The organism is Stenotrophomonas sp. PAMC25021 (assembly GCF_004795795.1).
In the GTDB taxonomy this organism is placed as follows: Bacteria; Pseudomonadota; Gammaproteobacteria; order Xanthomonadales; family Xanthomonadaceae; genus Stenotrophomonas; species Stenotrophomonas muris.
Genome location: NZ_CP039255.1, coordinates 4,307,693 through 4,333,183, shown reverse-complemented (window position 1 = coordinate 4,333,183; position 25,491 = coordinate 4,307,693). Strand labels below are relative to the sequence as shown.

The following is a 25,491-nucleotide window of genomic DNA, read 5'->3' as shown; positions in this document are numbered from 1 at the left end:
GCCATGGAAGGCGGCCTCAGGGTGGGTAGAGCACCTGATCGTTTGGGCAGAAGAACGTGCGTCGCCGCGTCGTACCCATGTACAGCTTGCTGATGGGGCCACCGCAGAGCGGGCACACCTTTCGCGTATGCACCTGCCAGTGCTTCTTCAATTCGAAGCGCCGTTTCCATTCCAGGAAGTCGAAGCTGTAGGCACGGGCCTGGTTGATCAGGGCGGTGAGCTTGCGCGGTGGCAGGTCGCCCAGTCGCGTGGCCGGATGCACGCGGATGCGGAACAGCACCTCATTCTTGATGATATTGCCGACGCCCGCGAAGATCGTCTGGTCCAGAAGCGCATCACAGACCAGGGTGTCCGGGAGTGCCTTCAGCTTGCGCCGGGCCAGTTTTGGATCCCAGGCGTCGTTCATCACGTCCGCCCGCCAGTCGTAGACGTCGTCCAACGGCTGGTCGATCAGCCGGACGGAACACGCATAGAAATTCAGTTCCCCGTTGTCGAATGCCAGCGACACCCGTGCAGGAACTGGCTTCCGTTCGTCGATGCGCCAGCTGCCGAACATCATCAGATGGATGCGCAGCGTGTGGTGGCTGAACTCCAGCAGGAAGTGCTTGCCCCAGCTGCGAACCGCCTTGACCCTGCGTCCCTGCAGCGGTGACAGGTCGATGCGGCTGTTGCCGGAGACGCCGCGCACGACGTGACCCTTGAAGCGGCTGGCGGCTTCGCGCAGCAGGACAATGGACGGGCCCTCAGGCATGCGCGTTCTCCTGCAGCAGTGCCTGCAGGTGCAGGGCGTTGCCGGTCGCGTGGCCCAGCGCGGTGTTGTCCAGTACGCACCAGGCGCGGCGCTGCGCAGCGGCTTCACGCTGCAGGTGCTGGGCCAGCCCCGCCAGCGCCTGTTCGCTGTAGGGGCTGCGATAGATCTGCGGCTGCCCGTGCCAGCGCCAGTAGCTCCACGTGCGGTCACCGCCCGGGACAGCTGCTGCCGGTACCCGGGCCGGGTCAGCCGCGACCCGTGCGATGCCATGGTCGCTCAGCAGCGTATCGACGTCCGCAGTGAACCAGCTGGGATGGCGCGGTTCGCAGGCGACATCAACCGAGGTGCGTGCGCGCAGTCCGTGCAGGAATGCCTTTACGGTTGCCGGCTCATACGCCAGGCTGGGCGGCAGCTGGAGCAGCAGCGGCCCCAGCCTGTCCCCCAGCGCGATCACGCCATCAAGGAACAGCGCCAGCGGCTGCATCGCGTCGCGCAGCCGGCGTTCATGGCTGATCACGCGCGGCAGTTTCACCGCGAAGCGGAAACCCGCGGGCACGCTCGCCGCCCACCGGGCGTAGGTCGCCGCCTGGTGGGGGCGGTAGAACGAGGAATTGATCTCGACCATCGGCAGGCGGGTGGCATAGCGCTGCAGTACGCTGTCGCCTGCGCCGAACGCCGCCTGCGCCGCGCGCGACAGCGACCAGCCTGCGCAGCCGATCCGTACACGTCCTGGCGTGCCCGGGGCGTCGGCTGCGCTCATCGTGCTACCGGTCCGTCCGGCTCCAGCAACCGGCCATCGCCGGCGCCTGGCGGCGCCTGCGCCACCGATTGCAGTCGATCAAGCGCACTGGTGCCAGGAGCGAGCGCGGAGGCGCTGCGCACGAAGCCGGTCCAGTCGGAGATCGCGATCTTTCCCAGCGCCAGCTCATCCACGCGCACGCTGTGCATGCGCCAGTGCGGGAACTGACGCCGCCCCACCCTGCCCCGGTTGAGTTCGACCAGACCGTTGTGGCTGCCGGCCGCCAGGATGCGGGTGTACGCCGCACTGACGCCGGCCTCCGGACCTTCGAGGTATTGCAGGAAGCGCGTGCCGTCGAACAGGAGGACGCCGGTCACATCAACCGACTCGTTGAACAGCATCGCGTCCGCGACAAGCTGCTGCAGCCGTTCTGCAGTCAGGTTTCGGGTGGCTTCACTTACATATGCAATGGCACGAAGAGGCATGACAGCACCGGGTTGTTGCAGATGGCTCTACCTTAGCGGTGCGGATCAAACGCGCGGTGACACCTGCGTGGAGGCGGCGTTGAACCTGTACGTGCCAACGCCGCGCTGCGTTGACACCCGGCTCGAGCACCACGACCGGCATGCCGTGTCTTCCGCCGATGGATTTGCTTTCGTGGAGAATGCATGAGGAAGCGCGTGCCTGCGCATGACATCACGTTGGCGGTGGTGCCACCGCCGTCTAGCGGCGGATCTGGAAGATGGTCGCTGCCGCCAATCGGGCGGCTCACTCCAAGGAGACTTTCCATGGCCAACCAGAACCAGAACCAGGGCAGCAGCAACCGCGGCTTCGCTTCGATGGACGAAGACAAGCAGCGCGAGATCGCCGCCAAGGGCGGCCGCGCCGCGCATGAGTCGGGCAACGCCCATGAATTCAGCTCTGAAGAAGCGCGCGAAGCCGGTCGCAAGGGCGGCGAAGCGGTGAGCCAGGATCGCCAGCACATGGCCGACATCGGCCGCGAAGGCGGCCAGAACAGCCATGGCGGCGGCAACCAGGGTGGCAACCAGGGCGGTCGGCAGCAACAGCAGGAACGTGGCGGCAACAACAACCGCGGTGGCCAGCAGCGTTGATCGAGACTGACCAGTTGCACCCCATGTGGGCGGACAGCGTGTCCGCCCACTTTTTTTCACGCGAAACGTGGGGCGGAGGCCCGCCCCGGCCTGTCCCGCGTCAAGGCTCCCGTGGCGGCAGGTCGAGCGCACCGGCGCCCGGCCCGGCGCCCAGTTCGGCACCGGTTGTCGGCCGTGCTTCGGGATCGGAAAGCGTTCGCAGGGTCATGGCCTGCACCGCCGCCTGCTCGCGTGGGTCCAGGCCCACCGTGGCGCTGCCGTCACCGCCGTCCACAGCGGTCTGGGCCTCGCGGTCGCTGACCCGCTCCCACAGCTCGCCGCTGTTCCAGCTGCCCAGCAGGTCATCGGCGCCGTCGCCCTGCGACATGTCCATGTACAGGTCGGTAAAGGCGGGGTCACCCGGCTGCTTGCCCGGCGGGAAGTTGGGCTGGATGCTGTGCAATGCCTTTTCGAAGGACTTCTGGTGGGCGATTTCGCGCGTCATCAGGAAGCGCAGTGCGTCCTTGATGCCTGGATCATCGGTCACCGTGATCAGTCGTTCGTAGACCAGCTTGGCGCGGGCTTCGGCGGCGATGTTCGAGCGCAGGTCGGCGGTGGGCTCCCCGATCGAATCGACGTAGGCCGCCGTCCACGGCACCCCGCTGGAATTGACCAGCGCCGGGCCGCCCCCATACAGGATCTGTTCGGTATGGCTGGTGCTGTTCTGGCCCAGCAGCCGCATGTCCTCGGCTTCGGCAAGACCCTCGGACTGGATGGCCTTCGGGCCGCGGTTGAGCATGGCGATGATGGTGCCGATGATCTCCAGGTGGCTGATCTCTTCGGTGGCAATGTCCATCAGCAGGTCCTTGCGGCCCGGATCGCATTCACCGAGTCCCTGGGTGAAGTAACGCATTGCAGCCGCCAGTTCGCCTTGGGGGCCGCCAAACTGTTCCAGCATGAGGCTGGCAAGCTGCGGGTTGGATTCGCGCACGCGCACGGTGTACATCAGCTTCCTGTGGTGGAAGAACATGGGACTGTCTCCTGTGTATGGCAGGCGGGACCGGGATCAACGCTTGGCTTCGGCGCCAGGCGTTTCGTCACGGTTGAGGAAGGCGCCGACCAGGCTGTCCTGGTGCTCTTCCAGCCAGCGCGCCATGGCGATCTCTTCCTGCAGGATCTGGCCGCACACGGCCGCGATATCCGGCGCAGCGGCCCGCTCGGCCGCGATCACCAGCGCCCGGTAGGTGGCGATTTCGGTGTTCTCGAAGCCAAAGGAGATGCCGATGCTCTTGACGACCTCGTCCTCCATCAGGGTGTTGCCGGCAGCGTGGATCGCTGCGGTCATGCTCGCGAACAGCCCCTTGGCGGTGGGCACGCTTCCGCCGAGCGCTTCAATGCACTCGCGCAGGGAGGCGGCCTGCTGCTGCGTCTCCAGCACGTGCTGGCCGATGCGTGCGGCAAGATGGGGATAGTTCTGGATGCGCGAAGCCATGGCCTTCATCATGGTCTCCGCCTCCTGCTCCATGGCGTAGGCATCCTGCAGCCATTTCAGCAGGCGCTCGCTGCGGACGGTGTTCTGGTCTGCCATCACGGTCTCCGGTAGTGGGGCGACATGCCTCCGGAGACCATGGTGGCGAGGCAGCAATCACTGCCCCGTCGGCCGGCGTGAGCCGGCGGGCGTGCGCGCTGCACCTGGCGCTGATGCGGCCATAACATCCGCCGTTGCGTGGCAACGCCTGCCGCGAACTCAGGCGGGCATCGCGCCGGACACTACAGCGCTGCCGGCGTCGCGACGGGGGCTTGCTGCGGGTGCGCGCGCGCCTGCGGAGGCCTTCAACGCCTGGATCACCCGGTGCTGCGCACGGTGCGCGCCCCCTTCCACGCCCACGACGTAGACAAAGCGGCCATCGAACTTGGCCTGGGCACCCTCCAGCACGTCATCCTCCTGCAGGGCGCGCTTGAGCGACTTCATCCATGCCCGTTCGGGGGTGCGATCCAGCTCCACGACGATCGCAGCGCCGCCGCAATCCAGGGACATGCACTCCACGCGCAATGCGCAGGGGGCGGTGGGGTCGGTGGCGGATCGAGGCATGGTCATGGCTCCAGTGCTGGGGGACGGCGGCAGTATCCATGGCCGCCGCCAACGCGCCGTCAAAAAAGGCGCACCGCCTTCCACGCCGCATCTACGGCATGGACCACCTGCGCGGGGCGGCTTCGCGCTGGGCTGACACGGCCCACGCGCGCCGTTGATGCAATACAGCACACACTGCAGTTCCCAAGGCAACACAGGCATGCGCGCATGCAATCGGAAATGGACCAGCGCAGGTGCAACCTGCTGCTGGTTGAAGACCAGCTCGACCTGGCTGCACTGATGGAACAGGCGCTGGAAGACGGCGGCGGCCGGGTGACCCACGCCTACAGCGTGTTCGATGCGCTGGGGCTGCTGGATACGCAACGTTTCGATGGCGCGGTTCTGGATGTGGAGCTCCGCGATGGCGTGGTGTTCCCGGTGGCCGATCGACTGGCGGAACTCGGCATTCCCTACCTGTTCGTCTCTGCGGTCTATGACCAGCTGGTGCCGCTGCGCCACCGCCGCGCAACCTTCGTGGCCAAGCCGTTCCACATCGACCAGTTGCAGGAAGCCGTCCAGCAGGTCGTGGGAGACGCCTGCGCGCCCCCCTGCCACGCATTGAGCGGCAGACGCCGGGATTACGCCAGGTGTGGGGCTACCACCTGCCCCAGCTGGCGCAGCGCACCACCGCGGGAGAGCCCGCTCCAGTTGCCACGAGCGACGCTGCGGATGTCGGCAGGGTCGGTCCAGAGCAGCCGCATCGACCAATAGGGAAAGAACCGGCCGGACACCCTGCCCCGGCCCAGCTCAAGCAGTTCGCAATGGCTGCGGGCACCGAGGATACGGCTGTACACCACGTTGATGCTGTCTTCCGGTCCCTCGATGTACTGGAGGAAGCGGTGCCCATCGTAAAGAAGCACACCCGTCACGCCTGCTTCGAAGTTGAAGCGGGCAGCGGCCCTGGCGAGGTCGTCCACAGGGTCCATGGAAAGCCCCGGTATCGCCTCACTTGCGTAAGCGATTGCGCGGAGGGGCACGTTGATTCCTTCTGACGCAGGAAGTGTCCTGCCCTTCCATGATGCTGCCCTTGCCGTAGAGCCAAATGAGGCGGGTCACAACCTGCCTCGCTCCATCCTCTCCCCTGCGGCACACTGCAGTAACAGGTTTCCGGCTCAGGCGGCCTTTGCGTAGGGCTCGACAATCAGCAGCAGCTTGTCCATCGCCGTGGCATCGGCCTGTCCGGTCGCTGCCCGCTGGATGAAGCTGGTCCAGTCGGCACAGGCGATCTCGCGCAGCTCATCTGCAGTGACGGACAGGCAACGCATGGGCCAGAACGGCAGCCGCCGCTGGCCGACACGCCCCCGCGCAAGTTCGATCAGGTGGATGTGACTGCTGGCGCCGGTGACACGGGAGAAGGCCACATCCAGTCCATCGGCAGGGCCCTCCATGTACTGCAGGAAGCGTTCGCCGTCGAACAGCAGCACCCCGGTCACCCCTGCGCCCCGATTGAAGCGCGCGGCATCGCCCATCAGCGCTTTCAGACGTTCCGGCGAGAATCCACTGACGGCCTCGCTGACGTAGGCGATGGCTCGATTCGGCATGGTGCCACTCCTGCTCTTCCAGCGCTTCACTCTAGGACGGGCATCGTGGCGAAACCGTAAACGCCAGCCGGGAAAACATCACATCATGCCCAATTCAGCGTGGTTTCCGAGGCGCTTCCAGGTACCGCCATCCGCCGATCTGCCGCCGTGGCGGGGCGCGCACCCTCCATTCCGGCCAGGTAGGCCGAGAACCCTCCGGTCGCGCGTCCCACCAGGCGGGCACTGGTCATGACGATGGGAGCGCCGGCCCACCTTACGGTAGCGCCGAGGCGTTGCAGCCTCCTCACCAGTGCAACATCCTCTCCACAGCGCAGGGGAGCAAATCCCCCGGCCGCCAGATAGGCCTGGGCGGAGACGCCGAAATTGGCACCGTGGATGCGCCCATGATCGTCGCCCCACTGCTGCCGTTTCTGGAACGCGCGTCGCAGGCGCTTCTCCGTCCTGGAGGTGGTTGCTATGTCCACCAGTCCGCAGAAGGCGTCGCACCGGCCCTCAAGCTGGGCAACCAGCCATTCGGGAGGTACCTCGCTGTCGGCATCGGTGCTCGCCAGCCATCTCGCACCGCGTCCGAGCAGCTCAGCGGCGGCCGCTGCCCTGGCAACGCCGACGCAGCGTGCTTCCAGGCGCACCGTATCGACCCGCTGCTGCTGGCAGATGGACGCGGTGGCATCCGAGCAGCTGTCCAGTGCAACCACCACCTGCACTGCTTCGCCGTGCAGCTCGGGATGCAGGGCTGCCCTTCGGATCGATTGCAGGCAGCGCTCCACGCTGGCTGCCTCGTCATGGGCCGGAACCAGGATGCCGATCATCGCAGGCCCTCGTTGCGGGCCAGCGACAGCGAGCTGCGCGTCCAGCCCTGCAGCACGAAGTCCGCATCACGATAGTGGAAGGCTTCGTGCAGGCCTTGGCCAAGGCACCGATGCACGACGTCGGTGCGACTTGCGCGCCTCTGGAACGAAGGCAACCAATGGCAGGCGACCAGCAGTCCGTCGTCGCGAAGGGCCGAATCGATGCCGGCGCGCAGCTCGTGCAGAGCTGCTGCACCCAGGTAGTAGCCCATTTCCCCGCAGACGATCAGGTCGAAGCGGCCCGGCGGCCATTGCTCGGGATGGCTGGCGCAATGGACCTGCACATGCGGCAGGTGGGCCAGGTTGCGGCGGGCCCGGAACGCTGCGCGTGGGCTGATGTCGGTGGCCAGCAGGCGCTCGCAGCGGGCGGCCAAGGCCTCGGTCAGCACGCCGTTGGAGCATCCCAGCTCCCAGCCCCGAATGAACTGGCGCTGGCTCAGGCTGGCCAGCAGCAGCGCACGCTTGCGTTCTTCATACCATCGGCTGCGATAGCCGAAGGGATCCTCCTGCTCATGCAGTTCATCGAAGTACGGTTGCGCGCTCATGCCAGGAATACCTCGTAGTTCCGGAAGAATCGGGTAAGTACATGTGCGGGCAGCACCGGCGGGCTGTTCAGTTCCGGCACCTCGCCGGTCTGGGTCCGGAAGTGCGCGATGGCGTTTCGTTTTGCGGCAGCCACTGCTGAAATGTCGATCAGCCTGGGAACCTCCCACGCCATATGTGCGCAGGCGGGGTCAAGCCAGTGCCAGCCCCACACCGGGTACTCCAGGCGTCGGCAGCCCACTGCCCGCACCGCCCTGCAGGCAGCACGCCCTGCGGCTTCATGATCGGGATGCCCATCAAAGCGCCAGGGTGCCAGGACCAGGTCGCTCGGCTGGAGGTGCTGCTGCAGCCAGTCTTCCAGGCCCTGTTCGTGCGCACTGACCGCGCCGTCGGCGATGCCGAGATGAAACGCGGATCCAGGCCGGATACCGAGTTCGCCCAGCGCTGCGGCAAGCTCGGCGCGTCGCGCCGAGCGCAGGCGTTCTGGCGTCCACCAGTGCTCGTCCGGATAGCACGCTTCGCCATCGGTCACGGCGACGACGCGTACCTCCATGCCCTGCTCCGCAGCGTGACGGAGCAGTCCACCACAGCCGAGGATCTCGTCGTCTGGATGGGGTGCGACCACCACGACGCGATCATGGCCGGCGCAGAGGGCATTGGCCGATGTTGCCGGCCGCTGCCACAGCCAATCGCAGCGCAGCCATGCCTGCTCCTGCGTTCCTTCCCCCTGCAGGGGTGTCCTGGCTACAGCGCCCATGTCGCCTCCTGGCTCGCCCGCTGGCCGCCCAGCCATTCCCAATCGCGATCTGCGTGGTTCTGCCGAAGGAACACGGTCAGGTCCGCGCAGCGACGGGCGTGGGCATCCTCCAGGCACATCGGCGCCGGGCCCAATGCGCGCCCCGCCAGATCCAGGACACGCGTCGCCGCGCGCTCGACCACGCAGCGCAGGCGCACGACCTCTTCGCGATGCGCCGATTCCGGCGCGGCGTCGATGCGTGCCGCCACTTCGCGAAGCAGCGCCGCCGCCGGGCCCAAGGCGAGGTCCACTTCACCCAGTAATCGCGCGCGATTCCCCTCGCTGCAGGCTGGCCGCATGCGCTCGGCCAAGGCGGCCGCCGCGCCGAACCAGACTGCCGCGATGCCCGCACCGCCGTGCCAGAAGCCCGGTCGCTGCAGGTACTCATCGCGCGTTCCCAGAAGCGCCATCGGTGCGCCGTCGAATCGCACCGTGGTGGACGGAACGCCGGCCATGCCAACGGCCGGCCAGGGCTCATCTGCAAGCGTGCGCCAGTGTTTCGCCGCGACCTGGCACAGCCACACGCCCTGCGCGTTGCGGACGGTTACCAATGCCGCATCCACCCACGCGCTGCCGGAACACCAGGGCTTGTCACCATGGAGCTGGCCGTGGGCATCGAAGCGGAGTGTGTTGGCTGGACCTTCCGCGGCCCAGACCGCCAGTAGCTGGCCTTCAGCCAGTTCGGGCGCGTTCAGTTCGGCGATGATCGCCTGGGCGTCGTAGTGCGCCTCAAGCACTTTGGCCAGGCACAGGTCTTCCGCCCCCCATGCCGCCAGCGCCTGCCACCGCCGCAGCGTGCGGCCGCTTCCGGGCAATGGCAGGTCGGGCCGCTGGACCACTACCTCGCGAGCGCGGCCCTCCAGCGGGGATGGCGACGTCACATGCTGCATGAAGGAGCCTGAAATGGAGAGACATGTCGAACGTAGGCGGCAAGCGGTCACATCACTGTCTGGGAGGCGTAGCCGGCGCATGAATTCTCTGCGCGATCATCCTCACGCGCTCGCTTGCCGGCGCTGCCGCCGTGCGCGCAGGCACTGCCGCAGCTCCCACAACCATGGCAGCACGACCACGCCCAGCGCCGGCAGCAGGACCAGCCACCAGACGCCCGGTGCTGCAGGCTTCACGTCGAGCGACCACCGGGGGTGGGCCTGCCAGCCCACCCAGCCCAGCAGGACCCACGGCGCGGCATCGAGCACGCTGTGCACATGCTGCTCTGCCGGGCTGATGCGTCGTCTGCCGTCCGCGCTGACGGTGTCGAAGTAGCCGGCGATTGCGTGCGCGAGGACCAGAAGTGCCAGAAACGTGACGAGCGACAGCGTGTTTTCCAGCAGGAGCCATGCGAGCACTCCGCTGCCGATCAGCAGCAACTGCACCCCATGCAACAGGCTTTCGCGCATCGCGGAGGTGTGTGGAAGGTCGGTCCGCCGGTGAAAATGGAAGTCCAGCCAGCCGGCAGCCAGCCACAGTGCGTAGACACCGGCGGCAATCGCGCTCATGGCAGCATGCTCAGGGTGTCAGCACGATCTTGCGGCAGTCGTCATCCTTGGCATCGAATATCGCGTAGCCCTGCGCAGCGTCGGCCAGGCGCATCCGGTGCGAGATGATGTCACCCGGATCCAGCTTTCCTTCCATGATTGCGTCGAGCAGTTCCGGCATCAGCCCCTGCACATGGGTCTGGCCCATCTTGAATGTCAGTCCTTTGTCGAACGCATCACCCAGCAGAAAACCATGGATGAAGCCGGCATAGACGCCTGGAATGCTGACCACGCCGCCACGGCGCGTTGCCGCGATGCATTGCCGTATCGCCACGCCACTGCTGCCTTCCAGCTTTACAGCGGTCAACGCTGACTCCAACGCACTGCCCTCGGCCTCGAAGCCTACGGCCTCGATGCAGGCGTCTACGCCCCGCCCACTGGTCTGGGTAAGGATGTAATCGGCCGGGTCTTCTATCTCCTTGAAGTCGATGGGGGTCACGCCGTAAGCACGGCGTGCATAGTCCAGGCGGTAACGGAGGTGGTCGACCATGAAGATGGTCTCTGCTCCCAGCAGTCGGCAACAGGCCGCGCTCATCAGCCCAACCGGACCGGCGCCGAAGATGGCCACCGTCGAGCCGGGCTTCACACCCGCGTTCAGCGCGGCCTGATAGCCGGTCGGGAGAATGTCAGACAGGAACAGCACCTGCTCATCGGCCACGCCTTCCGGAATGCGCAACGGGCCCACGTTGGCCTTCGGCACGCGTACGAATTCGGCTTGGCCACCGGCTACGCCGCCATACAGATGGCTGTATCCGAACAAAGCAGCTGGAGGCAGCAGCCCTTTCTGGTTGAGCGCCGCGCCCTTGCCAGAATTGGTGGTCTCGCATGCGGCATATTCGGCCAGCCTGCAGTGGAAACACTCGCCACAGGCGATCACGAAGGGAATCACCACGCGATCGCCCGGCTTCACCTGGGTCACGCCGCTGCCGACCTCTTCCACCACGCCCATGAATTCGTGGCCCAGTACATCGCCATCGTGCAGATCAGGAATCTTGCCGCGGTAGAGGTGCAGGTCTGAACCGCAGATGGCGGTGGCGGTCACCCGCAGTATCAGATCGTCATCCGCCGCCAGTACCGGGTCGGGCACAGTCTCGACGCGCACATCCCTGCGGCCGTGATAGGTCAATGCCTGCATCGTGCTGCTCCAGGAGCTCGGGCCTTCAGCATCGCAAGGCCGCCATCCGGCTGCAGTGACATCCCGGTGTGCGCGGCGTTCATTCTGCAGCGTCGTGGCGTTAACCCGGCGCGGCGCAGGCTTCACTCTCTCGCCGCAGGAGCTGCCCATGAACGACAAACTGCCCTTCAATCCAACGACGGATGTGGACGATCAGTCAAAGGCGCACACGCCGGACAAACGGCGCAATGATCGAGCCAGATGGAAGGAGCACGACATGCCCGACGACGGCGATGGCCCCAAGGCGGTACCGGAGGACTACGAGCGCCCTGATCCCGATCCGACGGGGAAGCGTTGAGTCCGCCTCACATTCCGGATGCGCAGCAATCACGAGGCATGGCTCTTTGTCGGCGCAAGCTTCATGGACGGTCTTTGGAGCAGCCTCAACGAGGTCTTGCATGTGGAAACGCAACGGTCTCTCGCTGGTGCTGCTTGCGCTCACGTTGGTGTTCATTGTGGGGCAGGCAGTTGCGGGGCATCACGTGCACAACCAGGAACTGGTCGAGCACGGACGCATGCCGATCGATTTCTCGCACTACCTGGCTACCGGGCACTTCGTCAGCGCTACGTTCGAGAACTGGGAGAGCGAATTCCTGCAGATGGGGATGTACGTTCTGCTGACGGTCAGCCTGCGCCAGCGCGGTTCGGCCGAATCGCGGCCGCTGGACCCCGCGCAGGAACAGAATCGCATCGAACCCGGCCGCACGCCCTGGCCGGTCAGGCGCGGTGGCCTGTGGAAGGTTCTTTACGGTCATTCGCTGGCGATTGCGTTCGGGCTGTTGTTCCTGTTCAGCTTTACGCTGCATGCATTGGGAAGCTGGCGCGCCGAGGAGGCCGAACAGCAGTTGAAGGGATTGCCGCCGCCAGGCTTTGTGGAGCACCTCGCCAGCAGCACATTCTGGTTCGAATCCATGCAGAACTGGCAAAGCGAGTTCCTGGCCGTGCTGTCTCTGGTGGTGCTGACGATCTTCCTGCGCCAGAAGGATTCGCCGCAGTCCAAGCCGGTCGAGGCGCCGCATACCCAGACAGGAGATTGAACCATGGCAGATGATCCGTCGACGGCCTTGCTGATCATCGACATGTTCAGCCGTTTCGATTTCCCGGGCGCGCAGGAGCTGGCGCCCGCGGCAGAGCGGGCGGCCCGGCAGATCCGGCGCCTGAGAGATCACTTCGACGAACGCGGGTGGCCGGTCATCTACGCCAATGACAATTTCTCGGATTGGAAGCGCGATTTCCGCCAGCAGGTGGAACAGTGCCGGCGCGACGGCGGTCCGGCGGGACGAACTGCCAGCCTTCTCTCGCCCTTGCCCGGTCATTACTTCGTGCTCAAGCCCAAGCACTCGGCGTTCCTGGCCAGTCCCTTGCCGATTCTGCTGGCCAAACTGGGCGTGCGCCGCCTGTGCCTGAGTGGCATGACGGCCGATTCGTGCGTTCTGGCCACCGCGCTGGATGCCAACGCCAGAGAGTTCGACGTCGTGCTGGCATCGGAGGTCGTGGCGGGGCTGCCATCCCGGAAGCGGCGCGCACTGGCGCTGCTGGCTGATTCGGGTGCAGCCCGGATCGCGCGGCTTTCTTCGCTTGTCTCTGGGCAGGAAGCAGGAGGGCGCTGAAGGCAGCTCAGGCCCGGTCGGCTATACCCTGTACGCCGGCATGACCGGCGCAATGTGCACAGCAGAAGATCTGGCCATTTCCTTCAACGCCATGCCCAATGACCGCGCATTTGCAGTGTGCGCAGCGGGGTGCGAATGCGTGGATCGCGCACTCGAACGAATCGAACGTGCCGCTGCGCCCGCCCTGCTGCAGGGTAAAGCTCTTGTCGTAGTTGTTGCCGCAGACATCACAGGTAGCCATGGGGCACCTCGTGCTGTGGAAGGAACATGCAGTGTGGCGAGCGCGAATGTCGGTGGCCGTGAATGCACCGTGTCGTGAGGGTGTAGGACGTCCGCATCGTCGCCAAGCGGGCGCGGCGTGCTTCATTGGTCATTGCCGGGCTCGGCACTGTTGCCACGTGGTGTGCCGCGACCACAGGGAAACGCCGTGCGCAGCCCTTCGACAACCAGTGGCGACGCATCCTGCTGCAATCGCTCGCGGGGCAGTTGCCGGAGATGGGAAGACACATGGTCGACCAGTTCATGCGGAAGGATCTGGCGCTGCCCGCACCACTGTCCGCGGCTGGCATCGGCGACGCCCAGGATATAGCCGCTGGCGCGAGCGCTGGACAGGATCCGGCACTGTTCACCGTCGCAGAACCCGTCATCGCCTTTCCCCTGCAGGAGGGTAATGAGTTCCGTGCCGCTGACAAGCCAGGTCCGTACCGGCTGCATTGTTCCGGCCAAAGCGGACCCAGCCAGCGCGCAGAGGCCGAGTGCGAGGAGCCGACGCATGACGCGGCGCGCCTGGGGTTGGTGATGTCTCTTCATGTTGAGGCCCTGGCTGTTGCTTTCATGGACGCCACGCGGCAGAGGTCAAAGCCGATCAAGCTGGTTGCGCGGACGAAACTCCGGGTCGTCCTCGGCTTCCAGCATGGCCTCCACCAATGTTTCGAAGGGCTCGGTGGCGGCATCCAGGTCTGCGGATGACAGGAATCCGGATTCCCCGGGGCCGGCCAGCCCAATCGCAGCAACCGTCTCCTGCTCACCTTCCTCGGCCCAGAGATAGTCGTGGATCAGTGCCACGCCTTCGTCGCCCCCCTTCAGGAAGTCGGCGGCGCCTCGTGCCACGGCAAGAAACGCGATGAGATCGTAAAGGCTCTCCGAATACGTCAGCGATCCTGCGACAAAGTGCGTAGCAGTGCGGTCATAGGCGGCAATCTGGATATTCCCGGCCTGTGCAGAGGCAAGGAAAGCCTTCAATGCGGCGCGATTGTCGGGGTAGCGGGCCAACAGCGCCTGGCAATCCGCGAGCAGGTGGTCCAACGCCTCGTCGCTGCACGAGGCAAGGTATTGACCGTTTTCCATGCGCCACTGCCCGGAGATGCCTCGCCAGTCGGACCAACGGGATGATGAAGGCACGGGCGCTGCCAGCCATCTGGAAAGATCGTGGTGGGAAATCTTCAGGCGGAGCAGTGCTGAATAGGGCTCTGACAAGGCGATCCTCCACTGTGTCTGCGTACAGTTGGCTTGTAGCAGACAACGCATGACCCGCCAACATCTGGCGGCTGCCGCAGGCCGGTGCCGGACTATCGCCCAGCCGTCGACCCTCTCACCACGCACCTTCCCGTCATCACCAGCCTGCGCACGGGCAGCTCCGGCATGCGCAGGCGTTCCAGCAACAGCGACATCGCAGCGCGCCCCATGTCTTCAACCGGCTGCTCGACCACGGTAATGCCAGGTTCGACCAGCTCGGTCCAGCGCTCGTTGTCGAACCCTGCCAGCGCCAGCTCTCCTGGAATGGCGAGACCGGCGCTGCGTGCCGCCTTCAATGCACCCATGAGCAGCAGGCTGTTGCTGGTGACCAGCGCGTCGGGACGCGAAGGGCCGGCCAGCCATTGGTCGACCGTTGCGATGGCGGCCTCGGCCGTTGGCTCGACTTCACGGTAATCCGGCTCCAATCCGTGCGTGCGCATCGCAGCAAGATAGCCGTCGCGGCGCTCGGCCGCCGTGGTGCTGGTGCTGCCGAACAGGCCGCCGATGCGGCGATAGCCACGCTCGACGAGATGCTCGACCAGGGCGCCCATTGCCGCGGGATTGTCCAGCACCACGCTGTCGATCGACCCGCTGGCCGCGGCGCGGTCCACCAGTACCGTCGGGAAGTCCAGCGTGAGCCGTTCCAGCCGCCCCACCGTGGTCCGTGTGGGCGCAAAGATCAGTCCACTGATGCGCTCCTCGTGCATCAACTGCAGGTACAGCGCCTCGCGCTCGGGGTCTTCGTCGGTGTTGCAGAGCGTGACGCGCAGGCCTTCGCGATAGGCGACCTCCTCCACCGCACGGATAAGCGCAGTGAAGAACGGGTTGCGGATATCCGCAACGATCAACCCGATGATGCCGGTGTGCCGGGAGCGCAGCCGCCTTGCCTGCAGGTTCGGCCGATAGCCGGTCTGGCGGATCGCCACCTCGACCCGGCCGCGAACCTCTTCGCTGACCGGGCCGCCCCCGAGCACCCGCGACACGGTGGACTTGGATACCCCCGCTACACGCGCGACGTCATTGATGCTGATACTCATTGGAAACGTTCCCGGAAAAGTGCGCCTGCCATGGCCCGGCGGCTGTTCAGGACAATGCTAACGCCAAAGAGCTATTGGCATTTTGTGCAGTGCACATTGAAATAGGCGGTGGGAACGTTCCCAATATGCCCAGCCATCCTTTTGCCGGAGCCGCCCTTTGTCGCCCCAGACCTTCCCCTCCCCCGTCAGCCGGGAACTGATCCGCCTGGACGCGCGGGCGCAGGACAAGACCGATGCGATCGCCCAGGTCGCGCAGATGCTGGTCGCGGCCGGCTGCGTGGCGCCGGGGTACGAGGCCAGCATGGGACGGCGCGAAGCGCTGGCCAACACCTTCCTCGGCCATGGCGTGGCAATCCCGCACGGGCTTGGCGAGGACCGCCATCTGGTGCGCCGCGATGGCATTGCCGTGCTGCAGTTGCCGGAAGGCGTGGAATGGAATCCGGGGCAGGTCACCCGTCTGGTGGTTGGCATCGCTGCCCAGTCCGATACCCACATTACCCTGCTGCGCCGCCTGACCCGGCTGATCCAGGATGAGGCAACGCTGCAGCGCCTGTTTGCGACCACCGATGCGGGTGAGATCGTCAACGCGCTGACCGGCGACATTGCGATCACGACCGCCCAGGTACCGGCCACCGATCTGGCCGAGCGCTTTGACTGGACCATTGCCTACCCCAGCGGCCTGCACGCGCGCCCGGCCACGCGCTGGGCAGAGACGGCGCGCCGCTTTGCGGCCCGCGCCCAGGTGCGTGCCGGCGACCAGGCAGCGGACGCCAAGAGTCTGGTCGCGCTGCTGCAACTTGGCCTGCGTCATGGCGATGCCGTCAGCGTGTCTGCCGAGGGGGCGGATGCCCCTGCCCTGCTGACCGCGCTGCGCAGGGTCATGGAGGACCTGGTGGCACAGGAAAAGGCCGACGCCGAACGCGCAGCACAACGCAAGGCCACGCCGGTGGCAGGCTGGAATCCGCCCGAGGCACAGGCTGCCATCGTCGGCATCGGTGCCAGCCCTGGGCTGGCAATCGGCCCGGTGCATGTATTGGCCAGCACGCAGGTCGAGGTCGCCGATCGCCCGGCCCCGCTCGGCGAAGGCGGGGCGCGTCTGCAGGACGCGCTCGCACGTACCCGCCAGCAGTTGGCCGCGCTGCAGGATGACACCCAGCGCCGGCTTGGCGCCTCGGACGCCGCCATCTTCAAGGCCCATGCCGCGCTGTTGGACGACACCGACCTGATTACCCGTACCTGCCAGCTGATGGTCGAAGGCCATGGCGTCGCATGGTCCTGGCACCAGGCCATCGAACACATCGCCTCGGGCCTGGCCGCGCTGGGCAACCCGGTGCTGGCCGGGCGCGCCGCCGACCTGCGTGACGTTGGCCGCCGAGTGCTGGCGCAGCTTGATCCGTCGGCCGCCGGTGGCGGCCTGGCCGACCTGCCCGCGCACCCGTGCATCCTGATCGCGGCGGACCTGTCGCCGTCCGACACGGCCAACCTCGACACTACCCGCGTGATTGGCCTGGCCACCGCGCAGGGCGGGCCGACCTCGCACACCGCCATCCTCTCGCGCACCCTCGGCCTGCCGGCGCTGGTCGCCGGGGGGGGCGAGCTGCTCGCGATCAGCGCCGGTCGCGAGGCGATCATCGACGGCAGCAGCGGGCGGCTCTACCTGTCTCCGTCCGAGGCCGACCTCGCCTCGGCGCGCGCGTGGATCGCCGAACAGCAGCAGATCCGCGAGCGTGAAGCGGCGCAACGTGCGCAGCCGGCACAGACGCCGGACGGCCACCGCATCGACATCGGCGCCAACGTCAACCTGCCCGAGCAGGTGCCGCTGGCACTGGAGCAAGGCGCGGAAGGCGTCGGCCTGATGCGTACCGAATTCCTGTTCCTTGAACGTGGCAGTACGCCCAGCGAGGATGAGCAGTACACCACGTATGTGGCGATGGCCAAGGCACTCGGCGGCCGCCCGCTGATCGTGCGTGCGCTCGATATCGGTGGCGACAAGCAGGTGGCGCACCTGGAGCTGCCGCATGAAGAAAACCCGTTCCTGGGCGTGCGCGGCGCGCGCCTGCTGCTGCGCCGGCCGGACCTGCTGGAACCGCAGCTGCGTGCGCTGTACCGCGCGGCGAAAGACGGCGCGCGCCTGTCCATCATGTTCCCGATGATCACCTCGGTGAGCGAGCTGGTCGCACTGCGCGCCATCTGCGAGCGCCAGCGCGCAGCACTGCAGGCGCCCGCGGTACCGATCGGCATCATGATTGAAGTGCCGGCCGCTGCGGCGCAGAGCGATGTGCTGGCCCGCCACGCCGACTTCTTCTCGATCGGTACCAACGACCTGACCCAGTACGTGCTGGCGATCGACCGCCAGAATCCGGAGCTGGCCGCCGAGGCCGACAGCCTGCATCCGGCCGTGCTGCGCGCGATCCGCGCCACGGTGGAAGGCGCACGACTGCATGGGCGCTGGGTGGGCGTCTGTGGCGGGCTGGCCGGCGATCCGTTCGGCGCACTGCTGTTGGCCGGCCTGGGCGTGGACGAACTGTCGATGACCCCGAACGACATCCCGGCCGTGAAAGCACGCCTGCGTGGCAGCGCGCTGGCCGATCTGCGAACGCTGGCTGCGACGGCGCTGGACTGCGAAACCGCTGAGCAGGTGCGTGCCCTCGATGGAGTGCGCGCATGAGCGCCCGCGCCGTCACCATTACCCTGAACCCGGCAATCGACCAGACCGTGCGGCTGGCGCACCTGCAACCGGGTCACGTGCATCGCGCCCGCAGTTCCCGCGACGACGCCGGCGGCAAAGGCATCAACGTGGCCGCTTGCCTGGCAGACTGGGGCGTGCCGACCACTGCGCTGGGCGTGCTCGGCGATGGCAACGACGGCGTGTTCAGCGCACTGTTTTCCGATCGGGGCATCGCAGACGCGTGTCTGCGCATTCCGGGCCGTACCCGCACCAACATCAAGCTGGTGGAAGATGCCAACGGCGAGACCACCGACATCAACCTGCCCGGCCTGTCACTGTGCGACGCCGATCTGGACGCGGTATCGCGCCGACTCGACGCACTGCTCCAGCCGCAGCTGCCGGTGGTGCTGTCCGGCAGCCTTCCGTCCGGGCTGCAAGCCGATGCATGGGCCCGACTGCAGGCGCAGGTGCGCGCCGCCGGCGCGCGCGTACTGCTGGATACCAGTGGCGACGCGCTTGCCGCCGCGTTGAGTGGTGCACAGGGTGCACTGCCCTACGCGGCCAAGCCCAACCGCCATGAACTGGAGGCCTGGGCCGGCACGCCGCTGCTGGATCGCAGCGCCCTGCGCGCCGCGGGCCGGGCCCTGGTCGAACGCGGAGTTGCACTCGTAGCGATCTCGATGGGCGCCGACGGCGCGCTGTTCATTGATCGCAGCGGCGCCCTGGTTGCACGGCCGGCGCGACTGGCGCAGGGCAGTACGGTCGGTGCCGGCGACGCCATGGTCGCCGGCATCGCCGCCGCCTTGTTGGAGCCCTCCCCCGACCTGGCCGGTTGTGCGCGACTGGCCACGGCGTTCTCGATGAGCCGGCTGGAGAGTGGCGACGCGCGGCGGCTGGACCCGGCGCAGGTGCGCGCGTGGACCGGCGATGTACTGATCGAGCGGTTGGATTGAAACCCCTGCAGAGGGGGCTGCGGCTGGCCTTGGGCCACCGATGGCCCCTGCTGCAAGGACGAACCCGAAGAATTCCAGGAGTTGCCATGCAAGCTTCCACCGTAGTCATCGCCGCTGGCGAACGCAGCATCGAGGCCGTTCTTGCCGCCGAAGCGCTGCGCCGCGCCGCACGCCAGCAAAGGGTCGAATTGGCGATCGAAATCCGCAGCAATCAGGGCGTGACCGGGGCACTGTCCGACGCGCAGGCTGCCGCCGCAACGCAGCTGCTGCTGGTGGGTGACGGCGAGGCGGACAGCGCCCGCTTCGGCAATGCCCAGATCGTGCGCGCCGGCCTCGGTGAAGTGCTGGACGACCCGCTCGCCGTGCTGGCGCAGCTCGCCGCAGCATCGGCACCCCCTTCCAGGGATGACGCGGGCAAGCGCATCGTCGCCGTCACCTCCTGCCCGACCGGCATCGCCCACACGTTCATGGCGGCCGAAGGCCTGCAGCAGGCGGCCAAGGCACTGGGCCACGCGATCCGGGTGGAAACCCAGGGCTCGGTCGGCGCCCAGGACGCGTTGAGCGACGACGAAATCGCCGCCGCCGACCTGGTGCTGATCGCCGCCGACCGCGAAGTCGATCTGTCGCGCTTTTCTGGCAAACGCCTGTTCAAGAGCGGCACCAAGCCGGCGATCAATGACGGCCAGAACCTGATCCGCAAGGCGCTGGCCGAGGCTGGCGTGCAGACCGGCACGGTGGCTTCAGGTCGCACCACCGAGAAGGCCAGGGTCACCGGCCCCTACAAGCACCTGATGACCGGCGTGTCGTTCATGCTGCCGTTCGTCACTGCCGGCGGCCTGCTGATCGCACTGGCGTTCGCGCTCGGCGGCATCTATGCCTTCGACGATGCACACAAGGGCACGCTGGCCTGGTCGCTGTTCCAGATCGGCGCCAAGTCCGGCTTCATGCTGATGGTGCCGGCACTGGCCGGCTACATCGCCTACTCCATCGCCGATCGCCCGGGCATCGCCCCGGGCATGATCGGGGGATTGGTGGCAGTCAACATGGATGCGGGCTTCATCGGCGGCATCCTGGCCGGTTTCATCGCCGGCTACGGCGTGCATTGGATCAACCGTGCGCTGCGGCTGCCGCGCAGCCTGGAAGGCCTCAAGCCGGTGCTGATCCTGCCGGTGCTGGGCACGCTGCTGGTCGGCCTGTTGATGATGTATGTAATCGGTACGCCGGTGGCCGGGCTGCTGGCCTGGCTGACCGACTGGCTGCGCGGCATGCAAGGCAGCAGCGCGATCCTGCTTGGCCTGCTGCTGGGCGGCATGATGGCGGTGGACATGGGCGGACCCGTCAACAAGGCGTCCTACGCCTTCTCCACCGCATTGATTTCCAGCCAGGTCTACACGCCGATGGCGGCGACGATGATCGGCGGCATGACGCCGCCGCTGGGTATCGCACTGGCGACATGGCTGTTCAGGAACCGCTTCACTGCCGAGGAGCGTGGCACGGCCGGTGCCGCTGGCGTGCTTGGCCTCAGTTTCGTGACCGAAGGCGCGATCCCCTATGCCGCGCGTGATCCGCTGCGCACCATTCCGGCGCTGATCCTTGGTTCTGCCGTGGCCGGTGCGATTTCGATGGCCGCAGGCGTCGAACTGAAGGTGCCGCATGGCGGCGTGTTCGTGCTGCCGATCCCGAACGCAGTCACCCACCTTGGCATCTACCTGCTGGCACTCGTGGCCGGCGTGGCCGTCACCGCGGTCGCGCTGCGCGTGCTCAAGAAGCCGGTCACGGCTCCCACCCTGTAAAAGGAACCCGCCCATGACCTCCCCTTCCCGCCGCCTGCTGCCGACAGTGATCCTGCTGGCCCTGCCATCACTGGCCGCAGCCGCCGACGCGAGCGACGTCTTCGCTCCGAAGCTCGCCTACACCGGCGAAGCGGCCGCCAAGCTCGACGGTGGCAAGCGCAGCGGCACGGCCTATGCCGGCCAACTGATGTTCGGTGCCGACGTGGACCTGGACGCGGCGTTTGGCTGGCGAGGTGCGACGGTCAAGGCCTACGGCATCAACCGCCATGGCACCAATCTCGCCAACAGCAGTACGGGCAACAGCACCTCGGTGCAGGAAATCTACGGCGGCCAGGGCACGCGCCTGGCCAACCTGACCCTCGAACAGAAGTTCTTCAACGACCGGTTGGTGCTGGAAGCAGGGCGCAGCGTCGCCAACATCCATCACCTGGGTTCGGACCTGTGCCGGTACTTCCAGGGCAACTCGGCCTGTGGCAACCCGACCTACGTATTCCGCACCAGCAGTTTCACCTGGTGGCCGGTGTCGAGCTGGATGGCCGATGCCACGGCCTGGGTGACGCCCGATGTCTATGTCCGCGTCGGCGCCTACCAGGTTGATCCCAGCCAGGCCGAGGATGGCCAGCATGGCCTGAAGTGGAATACGAACCAGGCCACCGGCTGGATCGTGCCCTACACGATCGGCTGGCGCAGCCCTGCTTCGGCACGACTGAAAGCCCGCTACGAACTCGGTGGTTGGCAGGACAACTCGACCTATCGCGATCCGCTGCGCGATGCCAACGGCATTCCCGCGCTGCTCAGTGGCCAGGAGTACGCGACGCGTCACGGTCGCTCCGGTGCGTTCGCCCGCTTCGAGCAGCAACTCACCAGTGATGGTGCCGGCCGCGGCCTGACCCTTTTCGGTGCGGCGCTCAAGGGCACCTCCGGCCAGTTGATCGAGGATCATTTCCTGCAGGCCGGGCTGGTGCAGAAAGGCACGTTCGCCCGGCGGCCGCAGGACAGCATCGCTTTCGTCGTGACCCAGCAGAAGTACAGCAGCATCGCGCTGGAAGACCTGCGCCTCGCCCGCGCCGCAGCCGGTGGCAGCGGCACCCCGCACGGGAGCCAGGTGATGATGGAGCTGAGCTATGGCATCCAGCTCACCCCGCAGCTTCGTGTTGCACCGAACCTGCACTACATCGTGCACCCCGACCAGTTCAATGAGCCCGCACGCCAGCACGACCTGCCGGATGCGCTGATCGCGGGCATGCGGATCGACTGGAACCTGTAGGAAATGTCAGGTGGTCCTGGGGCGCGGCCCGTGTCAGGCACCGGGTCCACGGCCGGTCCAGGCGGCGTACCGACCGCCCGGCACCCGGGTGATCGCCTGCCCTGGCCGGGGTTTCAGGTGCTGTCCGCCGCCCACGCCAGTTCGAATGTCAACGCGAGGCGCTGGCCGGGCTCCAGCCGGTGCGGTGCCAGGGTGTAGCCATCTGGCGGGCCGCTCTGCGGTTCGACACAGGTGGCGTGCGGCGTACCATCGTAGACCACCCAGTGGTCGTGGTCCGACCTCAGCCGCAGGTGCTGGCCTTCGCGTATCAGCGTGACGTCACCGTCGGCGATGAAGCAGTCATCCCAGGGGCCGGTGGTGGGCTCCACGCGGGGCAGCGTGGCAATACCTTCCCTGTCCCGCGGATACATCGAGCGAGGACTGAACAGCAGTCGTTCCGGCTTCCGGAACCAGGGGTGCCAGCCCAGCACCGCCGGCATCGCCTGGCCGCCGGCCTGGACCGAGAGGTCCATCTGCAGGCTGTGAGCCTGCAACTGCAGGTCCAGCACGGCAGCGCCACCGAAAGGCCAGTAGCCGTCGCTCGGCAGCTCCAGCGACAACCGGGCTGCCGCCGCGTCCAAGCGGTCGATCCGCCAGGGTCGCGAGAAACCCACCCCATGGATGGCGTGCCCGTCGAAGTTGAGCGGCAGCCGATGCGGCCTGCCGTCAAAATGGAACTGTCCACGGCGGATGCGCCCGGCCCACGGCACCATCGGGTAGCAGCCCCACGCGATCGCCGCCGGGCCTGCCTGCTGCGCATCCACCAGCCATTCCACGCCCTGGTAGCGCAGGTGCGCCACGCGCCCGCCCGCCCCTGCGGCGAACGCAACCTCCAGTTCGCCGCACCTCAGCCAGTGCAGCTCGCCGGCTGGCAGCGGAGCCAGCGCATCATCCACCGGCAGCATCCGCTCAGGCCCCATACGGGTTGATCGTGCGGATGCTTCCGTCCGGCTCAATGTGCAGCGGCGTGCACTTGGCCGAGCGCAGGTGGGTGATGCCGCCGGACATCAGTGCATCGTGATAGAACAGGTACCACTGTCCTTCGAACTGGCAGATGGAGTGGTGGGTGGTCCAACCGACCACGGGGGTGAGGATCACGCCAGCGTAGGTGAACGGTCCATACGGGCTGTCGCCGATGGCGTAGCACAGCTGGTGGGTGTTGCCAGTGGAGTACGACAGGTAGTAGCGACCCTGGTACCGGTGCAGCCACGGACCTTCGAAGAAGCGGCGCGCATGGTCGTCCGCGCGCAGCGGCTGGCCATGCTCATCCAGGATCTGCACTTCGCGGGTGGGTTCGGCCAGCTCGGTCATGCCGGCATCCAGGCGGCCCACGCGCGGGCCCAGCGCCGGTGCGCTGCCCTCGGGCTCCTCGTGGGCCTCGCTGTACTGGTTGTCACGATACTTCTGCAGCTGCCCGCCCCATATGCCGCCGAAGTACAGGTAGTGGCTGCCATCCTCGTCTTCGAACACGGCCGGGTCGATCGAGTACGCACCCTTGATCGGCTCCGGCTGGGGCACGAACGGGCCCTCCGGCCGCGTACCGATCGCCACGCCGATGCGGAACCGGCCCTCGGCATCCTTGGCCGGGAAGTAGAGGTAGTAGCGGCCATCACGGCAGGCGGCATCGGGGGCCCACATCTGTTTCCGGGCCCAGGGCACATCGCGCACATGCAACGCCATGCCGCAATCGACGGCCGTGCCGTCGGGCGTATCCATCTTCAGCACATGATAATCCTGCATGCCGAAGTGGCCACCTTCGTCGTCGAATGGCTGGCCGCCGTCGATGTCGTGCGACGGATAGATGTACAGGCGCCCCTCGAACACATGCGCCGAAGGGTCGGCGGTATAGATGTGGGTCACCAGCGGTTGCGAAATGGCGTGCGCGGTGAGCTGCGCAAGACGGGCTTCGCTGGCCTGGCCGTCTTCGCCGGCAGAGAGGTCGATCATGGTCGTCATCTTGGAGTTACACGGAGGCGTCGGCGGAACGGCGACGCAGGTGGAGGTCCTGCTCGATGCGGGTTTCGGTGCGCTTGTCGATCCTGTAGAAGACCAGCAGCGCCACGGCGAGCAGGAAAGGAAGGGAGCAGTAGACGCTTACTGTCAGGCGGATGCCCTGCACCACGGCCTCAGGCTGCTGCGCCAGGCCGGCCTGGTAGCCGTAGTGGGCGAGGATCGCGGCGACCAGCGCGCCGCCCACGCTGAGGCCGATCTTCAGCCCGCACAGCATCGCCGAGAAGATGATCGCGGTTGCCCGCCGATGGTTCTTCCACTCCGAATAGTCCGCGACGTCGGCGATCATCGCCCACAGCAACGGGATGGTGATGCCGTAGCAGAAGCCATGCAGCATGAAGGCGCCGAACGCCACCGCCACCGCCGTGGGTGGAAACAGGTAGAAGGCAAGCAGGAACAGGGTCGAGACAAACAGGGCGCCACCGAAGACGTCGCGCTTGCCGAAGCGGTCCGCCAACCGTCGCGATGCGCCGATACCCAGGATCATGCAGAGGATGCCGCACGCGTTGAACAGGCTGAACGCCGAGGTGGCCGCGTCCTTCGGCCAGGTGAACGCCGCGAAGCCGGCGCTGGCCAGCGCAGCATTCAACGCGCTGACCAAGCCGTTGAACCCCGAGTTTTCAAGGAAGCCGGCCAGCGCCGCTTCACTCATGTAGTACTGGAAGTAATAGATGTAGGTACCGCCCTTCAATGCCAGGTTGATGAACACCAGCACGGTCAGGGCCAGCATCACCTGCCACGGGCGGTTGTGCAGCAGGTCCGACAGGTCCTGCACTATGCCGCCGGTCTGTTCGCGCGTCGGCACGATGCGTTCGCGGGTGGTGGCGAACGTGATCAGGAAGAACGCCGTGCCGATGATGGCGAATGCGGTCATGACCTGCTCGAAGCCGCGCACCCGGTCGCCGTCACCCAGGATCAGCACCAGCGGCATCAGCAGCACCTGGATGATGAACTGCGCGATCATCACGGCCACGAAGCGGTAGGCCGAAAGGCTGTTGCGCTGGGCCATGCTGCCGGTCAGCACGCCGCTCAGCGCCGAGTACGGCAGGTTGTTCGCTGCGTACACGCACACCAGCAGCGCGTAGGTGGCCAGTGCATAGATCACCTTTCCGCGCTCGCCCAGGTCCGGCGTGCTGAACGCCAGCAGGGACAGTACGCCAAAGGGAATGGCCGTCCACAGGATCCACGGCCGGAAGCGGCCCCAACGGGTGGACGTCCGGTCAGCCGCGATGCCGATCAACGGCGTGAACACGAACGCACCCAGCAGGCCCACCACGAAGATGATCGTGGCCGCGGTCGCAGCTGGCAGGCGGTAGACGTCGGTGTAGAAGAACGCCAGGTAGGTGATCAGGGTCTGGAAGATCAGGTTGGCGGCGAGATCGCCCAGGCTGTAGCCGAGCTTCTCGCGTACCGATAGCGCGTGTTCAGTGCTTGCCATGCAGCGGACGTC

Annotated in this window: 29 protein-coding genes and 1 pseudogene; 9 read left to right on the top strand and 21 right to left on the bottom strand. The window is 66.7% G+C overall.

Features of this window, described 5'->3' with window-relative positions:
- Positions 1 to 16: 16 nt before the first annotated feature.
- From E5790_RS20095 to E5790_RS20085, 3 genes are read right to left on the bottom strand one after another with little or no spacing between them, the layout of a single operon-like run.
- Positions 17 to 751, bottom strand: coding sequence for a DNA-formamidopyrimidine glycosylase family protein (locus E5790_RS20095; protein ID WP_049439730.1), 735 nt, complete (start codon positions 749 to 751; stop codon positions 17 to 19).
- Positions 744 to 1,511 carry a DUF72 domain-containing protein gene (locus E5790_RS20090; protein WP_049439729.1) on the bottom strand — a complete coding sequence of 256 codons (768 nt, stop codon included), beginning with the start codon at positions 1,509 to 1,511 and terminating at the stop codon, positions 744 to 746. Before E5790_RS20090 ends, E5790_RS20095 begins: the two co-directional genes overlap by 8 nt.
- Positions 1,508 to 1,975: a BLUF domain-containing protein gene (locus E5790_RS20085; RefSeq protein ID WP_049439727.1), complete on the bottom strand. Its 468-nt coding sequence runs from the start codon at positions 1,973 to 1,975 to the stop codon at positions 1,508 to 1,510. The genes E5790_RS20090 and E5790_RS20085 overlap by 4 nt, the downstream gene beginning before the upstream one ends.
- A gap of 303 nt (positions 1,976 to 2,278) precedes the next feature.
- Between E5790_RS20085 and E5790_RS20080 the strand changes: the two genes are divergently transcribed.
- Positions 2,279 to 2,602 (top strand): KGG domain-containing protein, encoded by a 324-nt coding sequence (locus E5790_RS20080; RefSeq protein WP_046430680.1) that lies wholly within the window; start codon positions 2,279 to 2,281, stop codon positions 2,600 to 2,602.
- Between the two features lie 100 nt (positions 2,603 to 2,702).
- Here E5790_RS20080 and E5790_RS20075 read toward each other — a convergent pair whose 3' ends face one another.
- From E5790_RS20075 to E5790_RS20065, 3 genes are all read right to left on the bottom strand, one after another.
- Positions 2,703 to 3,611, bottom strand: a complete 909-nt coding sequence (locus E5790_RS20075; protein ID WP_111205736.1) for a manganese catalase family protein — start codon at positions 3,609 to 3,611, stop codon at positions 2,703 to 2,705.
- A gap of 36 nt (positions 3,612 to 3,647) precedes the next feature.
- The gene (locus E5790_RS20070; RefSeq protein WP_111205735.1) at positions 3,648 to 4,169 is read right to left on the bottom strand and encodes a ferritin-like domain-containing protein; all 522 of its coding nucleotides are present in this window, start codon (positions 4,167 to 4,169) and stop codon (positions 3,648 to 3,650) included.
- A gap of 159 nt (positions 4,170 to 4,328) precedes the next feature.
- Positions 4,329 to 4,673, bottom strand: a complete 345-nt coding sequence (locus E5790_RS20065) for a hypothetical protein (RefSeq protein ID WP_100450505.1) — start codon at positions 4,671 to 4,673, stop codon at positions 4,329 to 4,331.
- 207 nt (positions 4,674 to 4,880) lie between these two features.
- On the opposite strand from E5790_RS20065, the pseudogene E5790_RS20060 reads away from it, so the two are divergent.
- A pseudogene (locus E5790_RS20060) lies at positions 4,881 to 5,267 on the top strand (response regulator); the annotation flags it as partial.
- Between the two features lie 23 nt (positions 5,268 to 5,290).
- Here the strand turns inward: E5790_RS20060 and E5790_RS20055 are convergent.
- From E5790_RS20055 to E5790_RS20020, 8 genes are all read right to left on the bottom strand, one after another.
- The gene (locus E5790_RS20055; RefSeq protein WP_050483464.1) at positions 5,291 to 5,638 is read right to left on the bottom strand and encodes a BLUF domain-containing protein; all 348 of its coding nucleotides are present in this window, start codon (positions 5,636 to 5,638) and stop codon (positions 5,291 to 5,293) included.
- Positions 5,639 to 5,824: 186 nt separating this feature from the next.
- On the bottom strand, positions 5,825 to 6,253 hold the full coding sequence (locus tag E5790_RS20050) for a BLUF domain-containing protein (RefSeq protein WP_111205734.1): 429 nt from the start codon (positions 6,251 to 6,253) through the stop codon (positions 5,825 to 5,827).
- An 83-nt stretch (positions 6,254 to 6,336) separates the two neighbouring features.
- Positions 6,337 to 7,062 (bottom strand): glycosyltransferase, encoded by a 726-nt coding sequence (locus E5790_RS20045; protein ID WP_111205733.1) that lies wholly within the window; start codon positions 7,060 to 7,062, stop codon positions 6,337 to 6,339.
- Positions 7,059 to 7,646 carry an SAM-dependent methyltransferase gene (locus E5790_RS20040; RefSeq protein ID WP_111205732.1) on the bottom strand — a complete coding sequence of 196 codons (588 nt, stop codon included), beginning with the start codon at positions 7,644 to 7,646 and terminating at the stop codon, positions 7,059 to 7,061. The genes E5790_RS20045 and E5790_RS20040 overlap by 4 nt, the downstream gene beginning before the upstream one ends.
- Positions 7,643 to 8,401 carry a PIG-L family deacetylase gene (locus E5790_RS20035; protein ID WP_014647183.1) on the bottom strand — a complete coding sequence of 253 codons (759 nt, stop codon included), beginning with the start codon at positions 8,399 to 8,401 and terminating at the stop codon, positions 7,643 to 7,645. The genes E5790_RS20040 and E5790_RS20035 overlap by 4 nt, the downstream gene beginning before the upstream one ends.
- On the bottom strand, positions 8,389 to 9,330 hold the full coding sequence (locus E5790_RS20030) for an acyl-CoA dehydrogenase (protein WP_111205731.1): 942 nt from the start codon (positions 9,328 to 9,330) through the stop codon (positions 8,389 to 8,391). The genes E5790_RS20035 and E5790_RS20030 overlap by 13 nt, the downstream gene beginning before the upstream one ends.
- A gap of 102 nt (positions 9,331 to 9,432) precedes the next feature.
- A complete protein-coding gene (locus E5790_RS20025; protein ID WP_111205730.1) occupies positions 9,433 to 9,936 on the bottom strand; it encodes a hypothetical protein in 504 nt (167 codons plus the stop codon).
- 10 nt (positions 9,937 to 9,946) lie between these two features.
- The gene (locus E5790_RS20020) at positions 9,947 to 11,110 is read right to left on the bottom strand and encodes a zinc-dependent alcohol dehydrogenase (protein WP_111205729.1); all 1,164 of its coding nucleotides are present in this window, start codon (positions 11,108 to 11,110) and stop codon (positions 9,947 to 9,949) included.
- Between the two features lie 148 nt (positions 11,111 to 11,258).
- Here E5790_RS20020 and E5790_RS20015 point away from each other — a divergent pair, with 148 nt between their 5' ends.
- The 3 genes from E5790_RS20015 (at position 11,259) to E5790_RS20005 (ending at position 12,759) form a co-directional block, all read left to right on the top strand.
- Positions 11,259 to 11,447, top strand: coding sequence for a hypothetical protein (locus tag E5790_RS20015; protein WP_014647187.1), 189 nt, complete (start codon positions 11,259 to 11,261; stop codon positions 11,445 to 11,447).
- Positions 11,448 to 11,547: 100 nt separating this feature from the next.
- Positions 11,548 to 12,186, top strand: coding sequence for a DUF6766 family protein (locus tag E5790_RS20010; protein ID WP_014647188.1), 639 nt, complete (start codon positions 11,548 to 11,550; stop codon positions 12,184 to 12,186).
- 3 nt (positions 12,187 to 12,189) lie between these two features.
- Positions 12,190 to 12,759, top strand: a complete 570-nt coding sequence (locus E5790_RS20005) for a cysteine hydrolase (RefSeq protein ID WP_111205728.1) — start codon at positions 12,190 to 12,192, stop codon at positions 12,757 to 12,759.
- 7 nt (positions 12,760 to 12,766) lie between these two features.
- Here E5790_RS20005 and E5790_RS20000 read toward each other — a convergent pair whose 3' ends face one another.
- The 4 genes from E5790_RS20000 to E5790_RS19985 form a co-directional block, all read right to left on the bottom strand.
- The gene (locus E5790_RS20000; protein WP_014647190.1) at positions 12,767 to 13,000 is read right to left on the bottom strand and encodes a hypothetical protein; all 234 of its coding nucleotides are present in this window, start codon (positions 12,998 to 13,000) and stop codon (positions 12,767 to 12,769) included.
- A gap of 122 nt (positions 13,001 to 13,122) precedes the next feature.
- Entirely contained in the window at positions 13,123 to 13,533 is a 411-nt protein-coding gene (locus E5790_RS19995; protein WP_111205727.1) for a Rap1a/Tai family immunity protein, read from the bottom strand.
- A gap of 81 nt (positions 13,534 to 13,614) precedes the next feature.
- A complete protein-coding gene (locus E5790_RS19990; RefSeq protein WP_227863764.1) occupies positions 13,615 to 14,235 on the bottom strand; it encodes a hypothetical protein in 621 nt (206 codons plus the stop codon).
- A 92-nt stretch (positions 14,236 to 14,327) separates the two neighbouring features.
- Positions 14,328 to 15,311 carry a LacI family DNA-binding transcriptional regulator gene (locus E5790_RS19985; RefSeq protein ID WP_014647193.1) on the bottom strand — a complete coding sequence of 328 codons (984 nt, stop codon included), beginning with the start codon at positions 15,309 to 15,311 and terminating at the stop codon, positions 14,328 to 14,330.
- Positions 15,312 to 15,468: 157 nt separating this feature from the next.
- Here E5790_RS19985 and ptsP point away from each other — a divergent pair, with 157 nt between their 5' ends.
- The 4 genes from ptsP (at position 15,469) to E5790_RS19965 (ending at position 21,992) form a co-directional block, all read left to right on the top strand.
- Positions 15,469 to 17,979 (top strand): phosphoenolpyruvate--protein phosphotransferase, encoded by a 2,511-nt coding sequence (ptsP, locus tag E5790_RS19980; protein WP_136191794.1) that lies wholly within the window; start codon positions 15,469 to 15,471, stop codon positions 17,977 to 17,979.
- Complete coding sequence (locus E5790_RS19975) at positions 17,976 to 18,932, top strand: 1-phosphofructokinase family hexose kinase (RefSeq protein ID WP_136191793.1); 957 nt, start codon at positions 17,976 to 17,978, stop codon at positions 18,930 to 18,932. The genes ptsP and E5790_RS19975 overlap by 4 nt, the downstream gene beginning before the upstream one ends.
- An 86-nt stretch (positions 18,933 to 19,018) precedes the next feature.
- Complete coding sequence (locus tag E5790_RS19970) at positions 19,019 to 20,725, top strand: fructose-specific PTS transporter subunit EIIC (RefSeq protein ID WP_111205724.1); 1,707 nt, start codon at positions 19,019 to 19,021, stop codon at positions 20,723 to 20,725.
- Positions 20,726 to 20,738: 13 nt separating this feature from the next.
- Positions 20,739 to 21,992 carry a carbohydrate porin gene (locus E5790_RS19965; protein WP_111205723.1) on the top strand — a complete coding sequence of 418 codons (1,254 nt, stop codon included), beginning with the start codon at positions 20,739 to 20,741 and terminating at the stop codon, positions 21,990 to 21,992.
- Between the two features lie 113 nt (positions 21,993 to 22,105).
- On the opposite strand, the gene E5790_RS19960 is transcribed toward E5790_RS19965, so the two are convergent.
- The 3 genes from E5790_RS19960 to E5790_RS19950 are packed head-to-tail and all read right to left on the bottom strand — an operon-like array spanning position 22,106 to position 25,479.
- Positions 22,106 to 22,936, bottom strand: coding sequence for an aldose 1-epimerase (locus tag E5790_RS19960; RefSeq protein WP_014647198.1), 831 nt, complete (start codon positions 22,934 to 22,936; stop codon positions 22,106 to 22,108).
- A gap of 4 nt (positions 22,937 to 22,940) precedes the next feature.
- A complete protein-coding gene (locus tag E5790_RS19955; RefSeq protein ID WP_111205722.1) occupies positions 22,941 to 23,978 on the bottom strand; it encodes a glycoside hydrolase family 43 protein in 1,038 nt (345 codons plus the stop codon).
- A gap of 16 nt (positions 23,979 to 23,994) precedes the next feature.
- Positions 23,995 to 25,479, bottom strand: a complete 1,485-nt coding sequence (locus tag E5790_RS19950) for an MFS transporter (RefSeq protein WP_014647200.1) — start codon at positions 25,477 to 25,479, stop codon at positions 23,995 to 23,997.
- Positions 25,480 to 25,491: the final 12 nt, after the last annotated feature.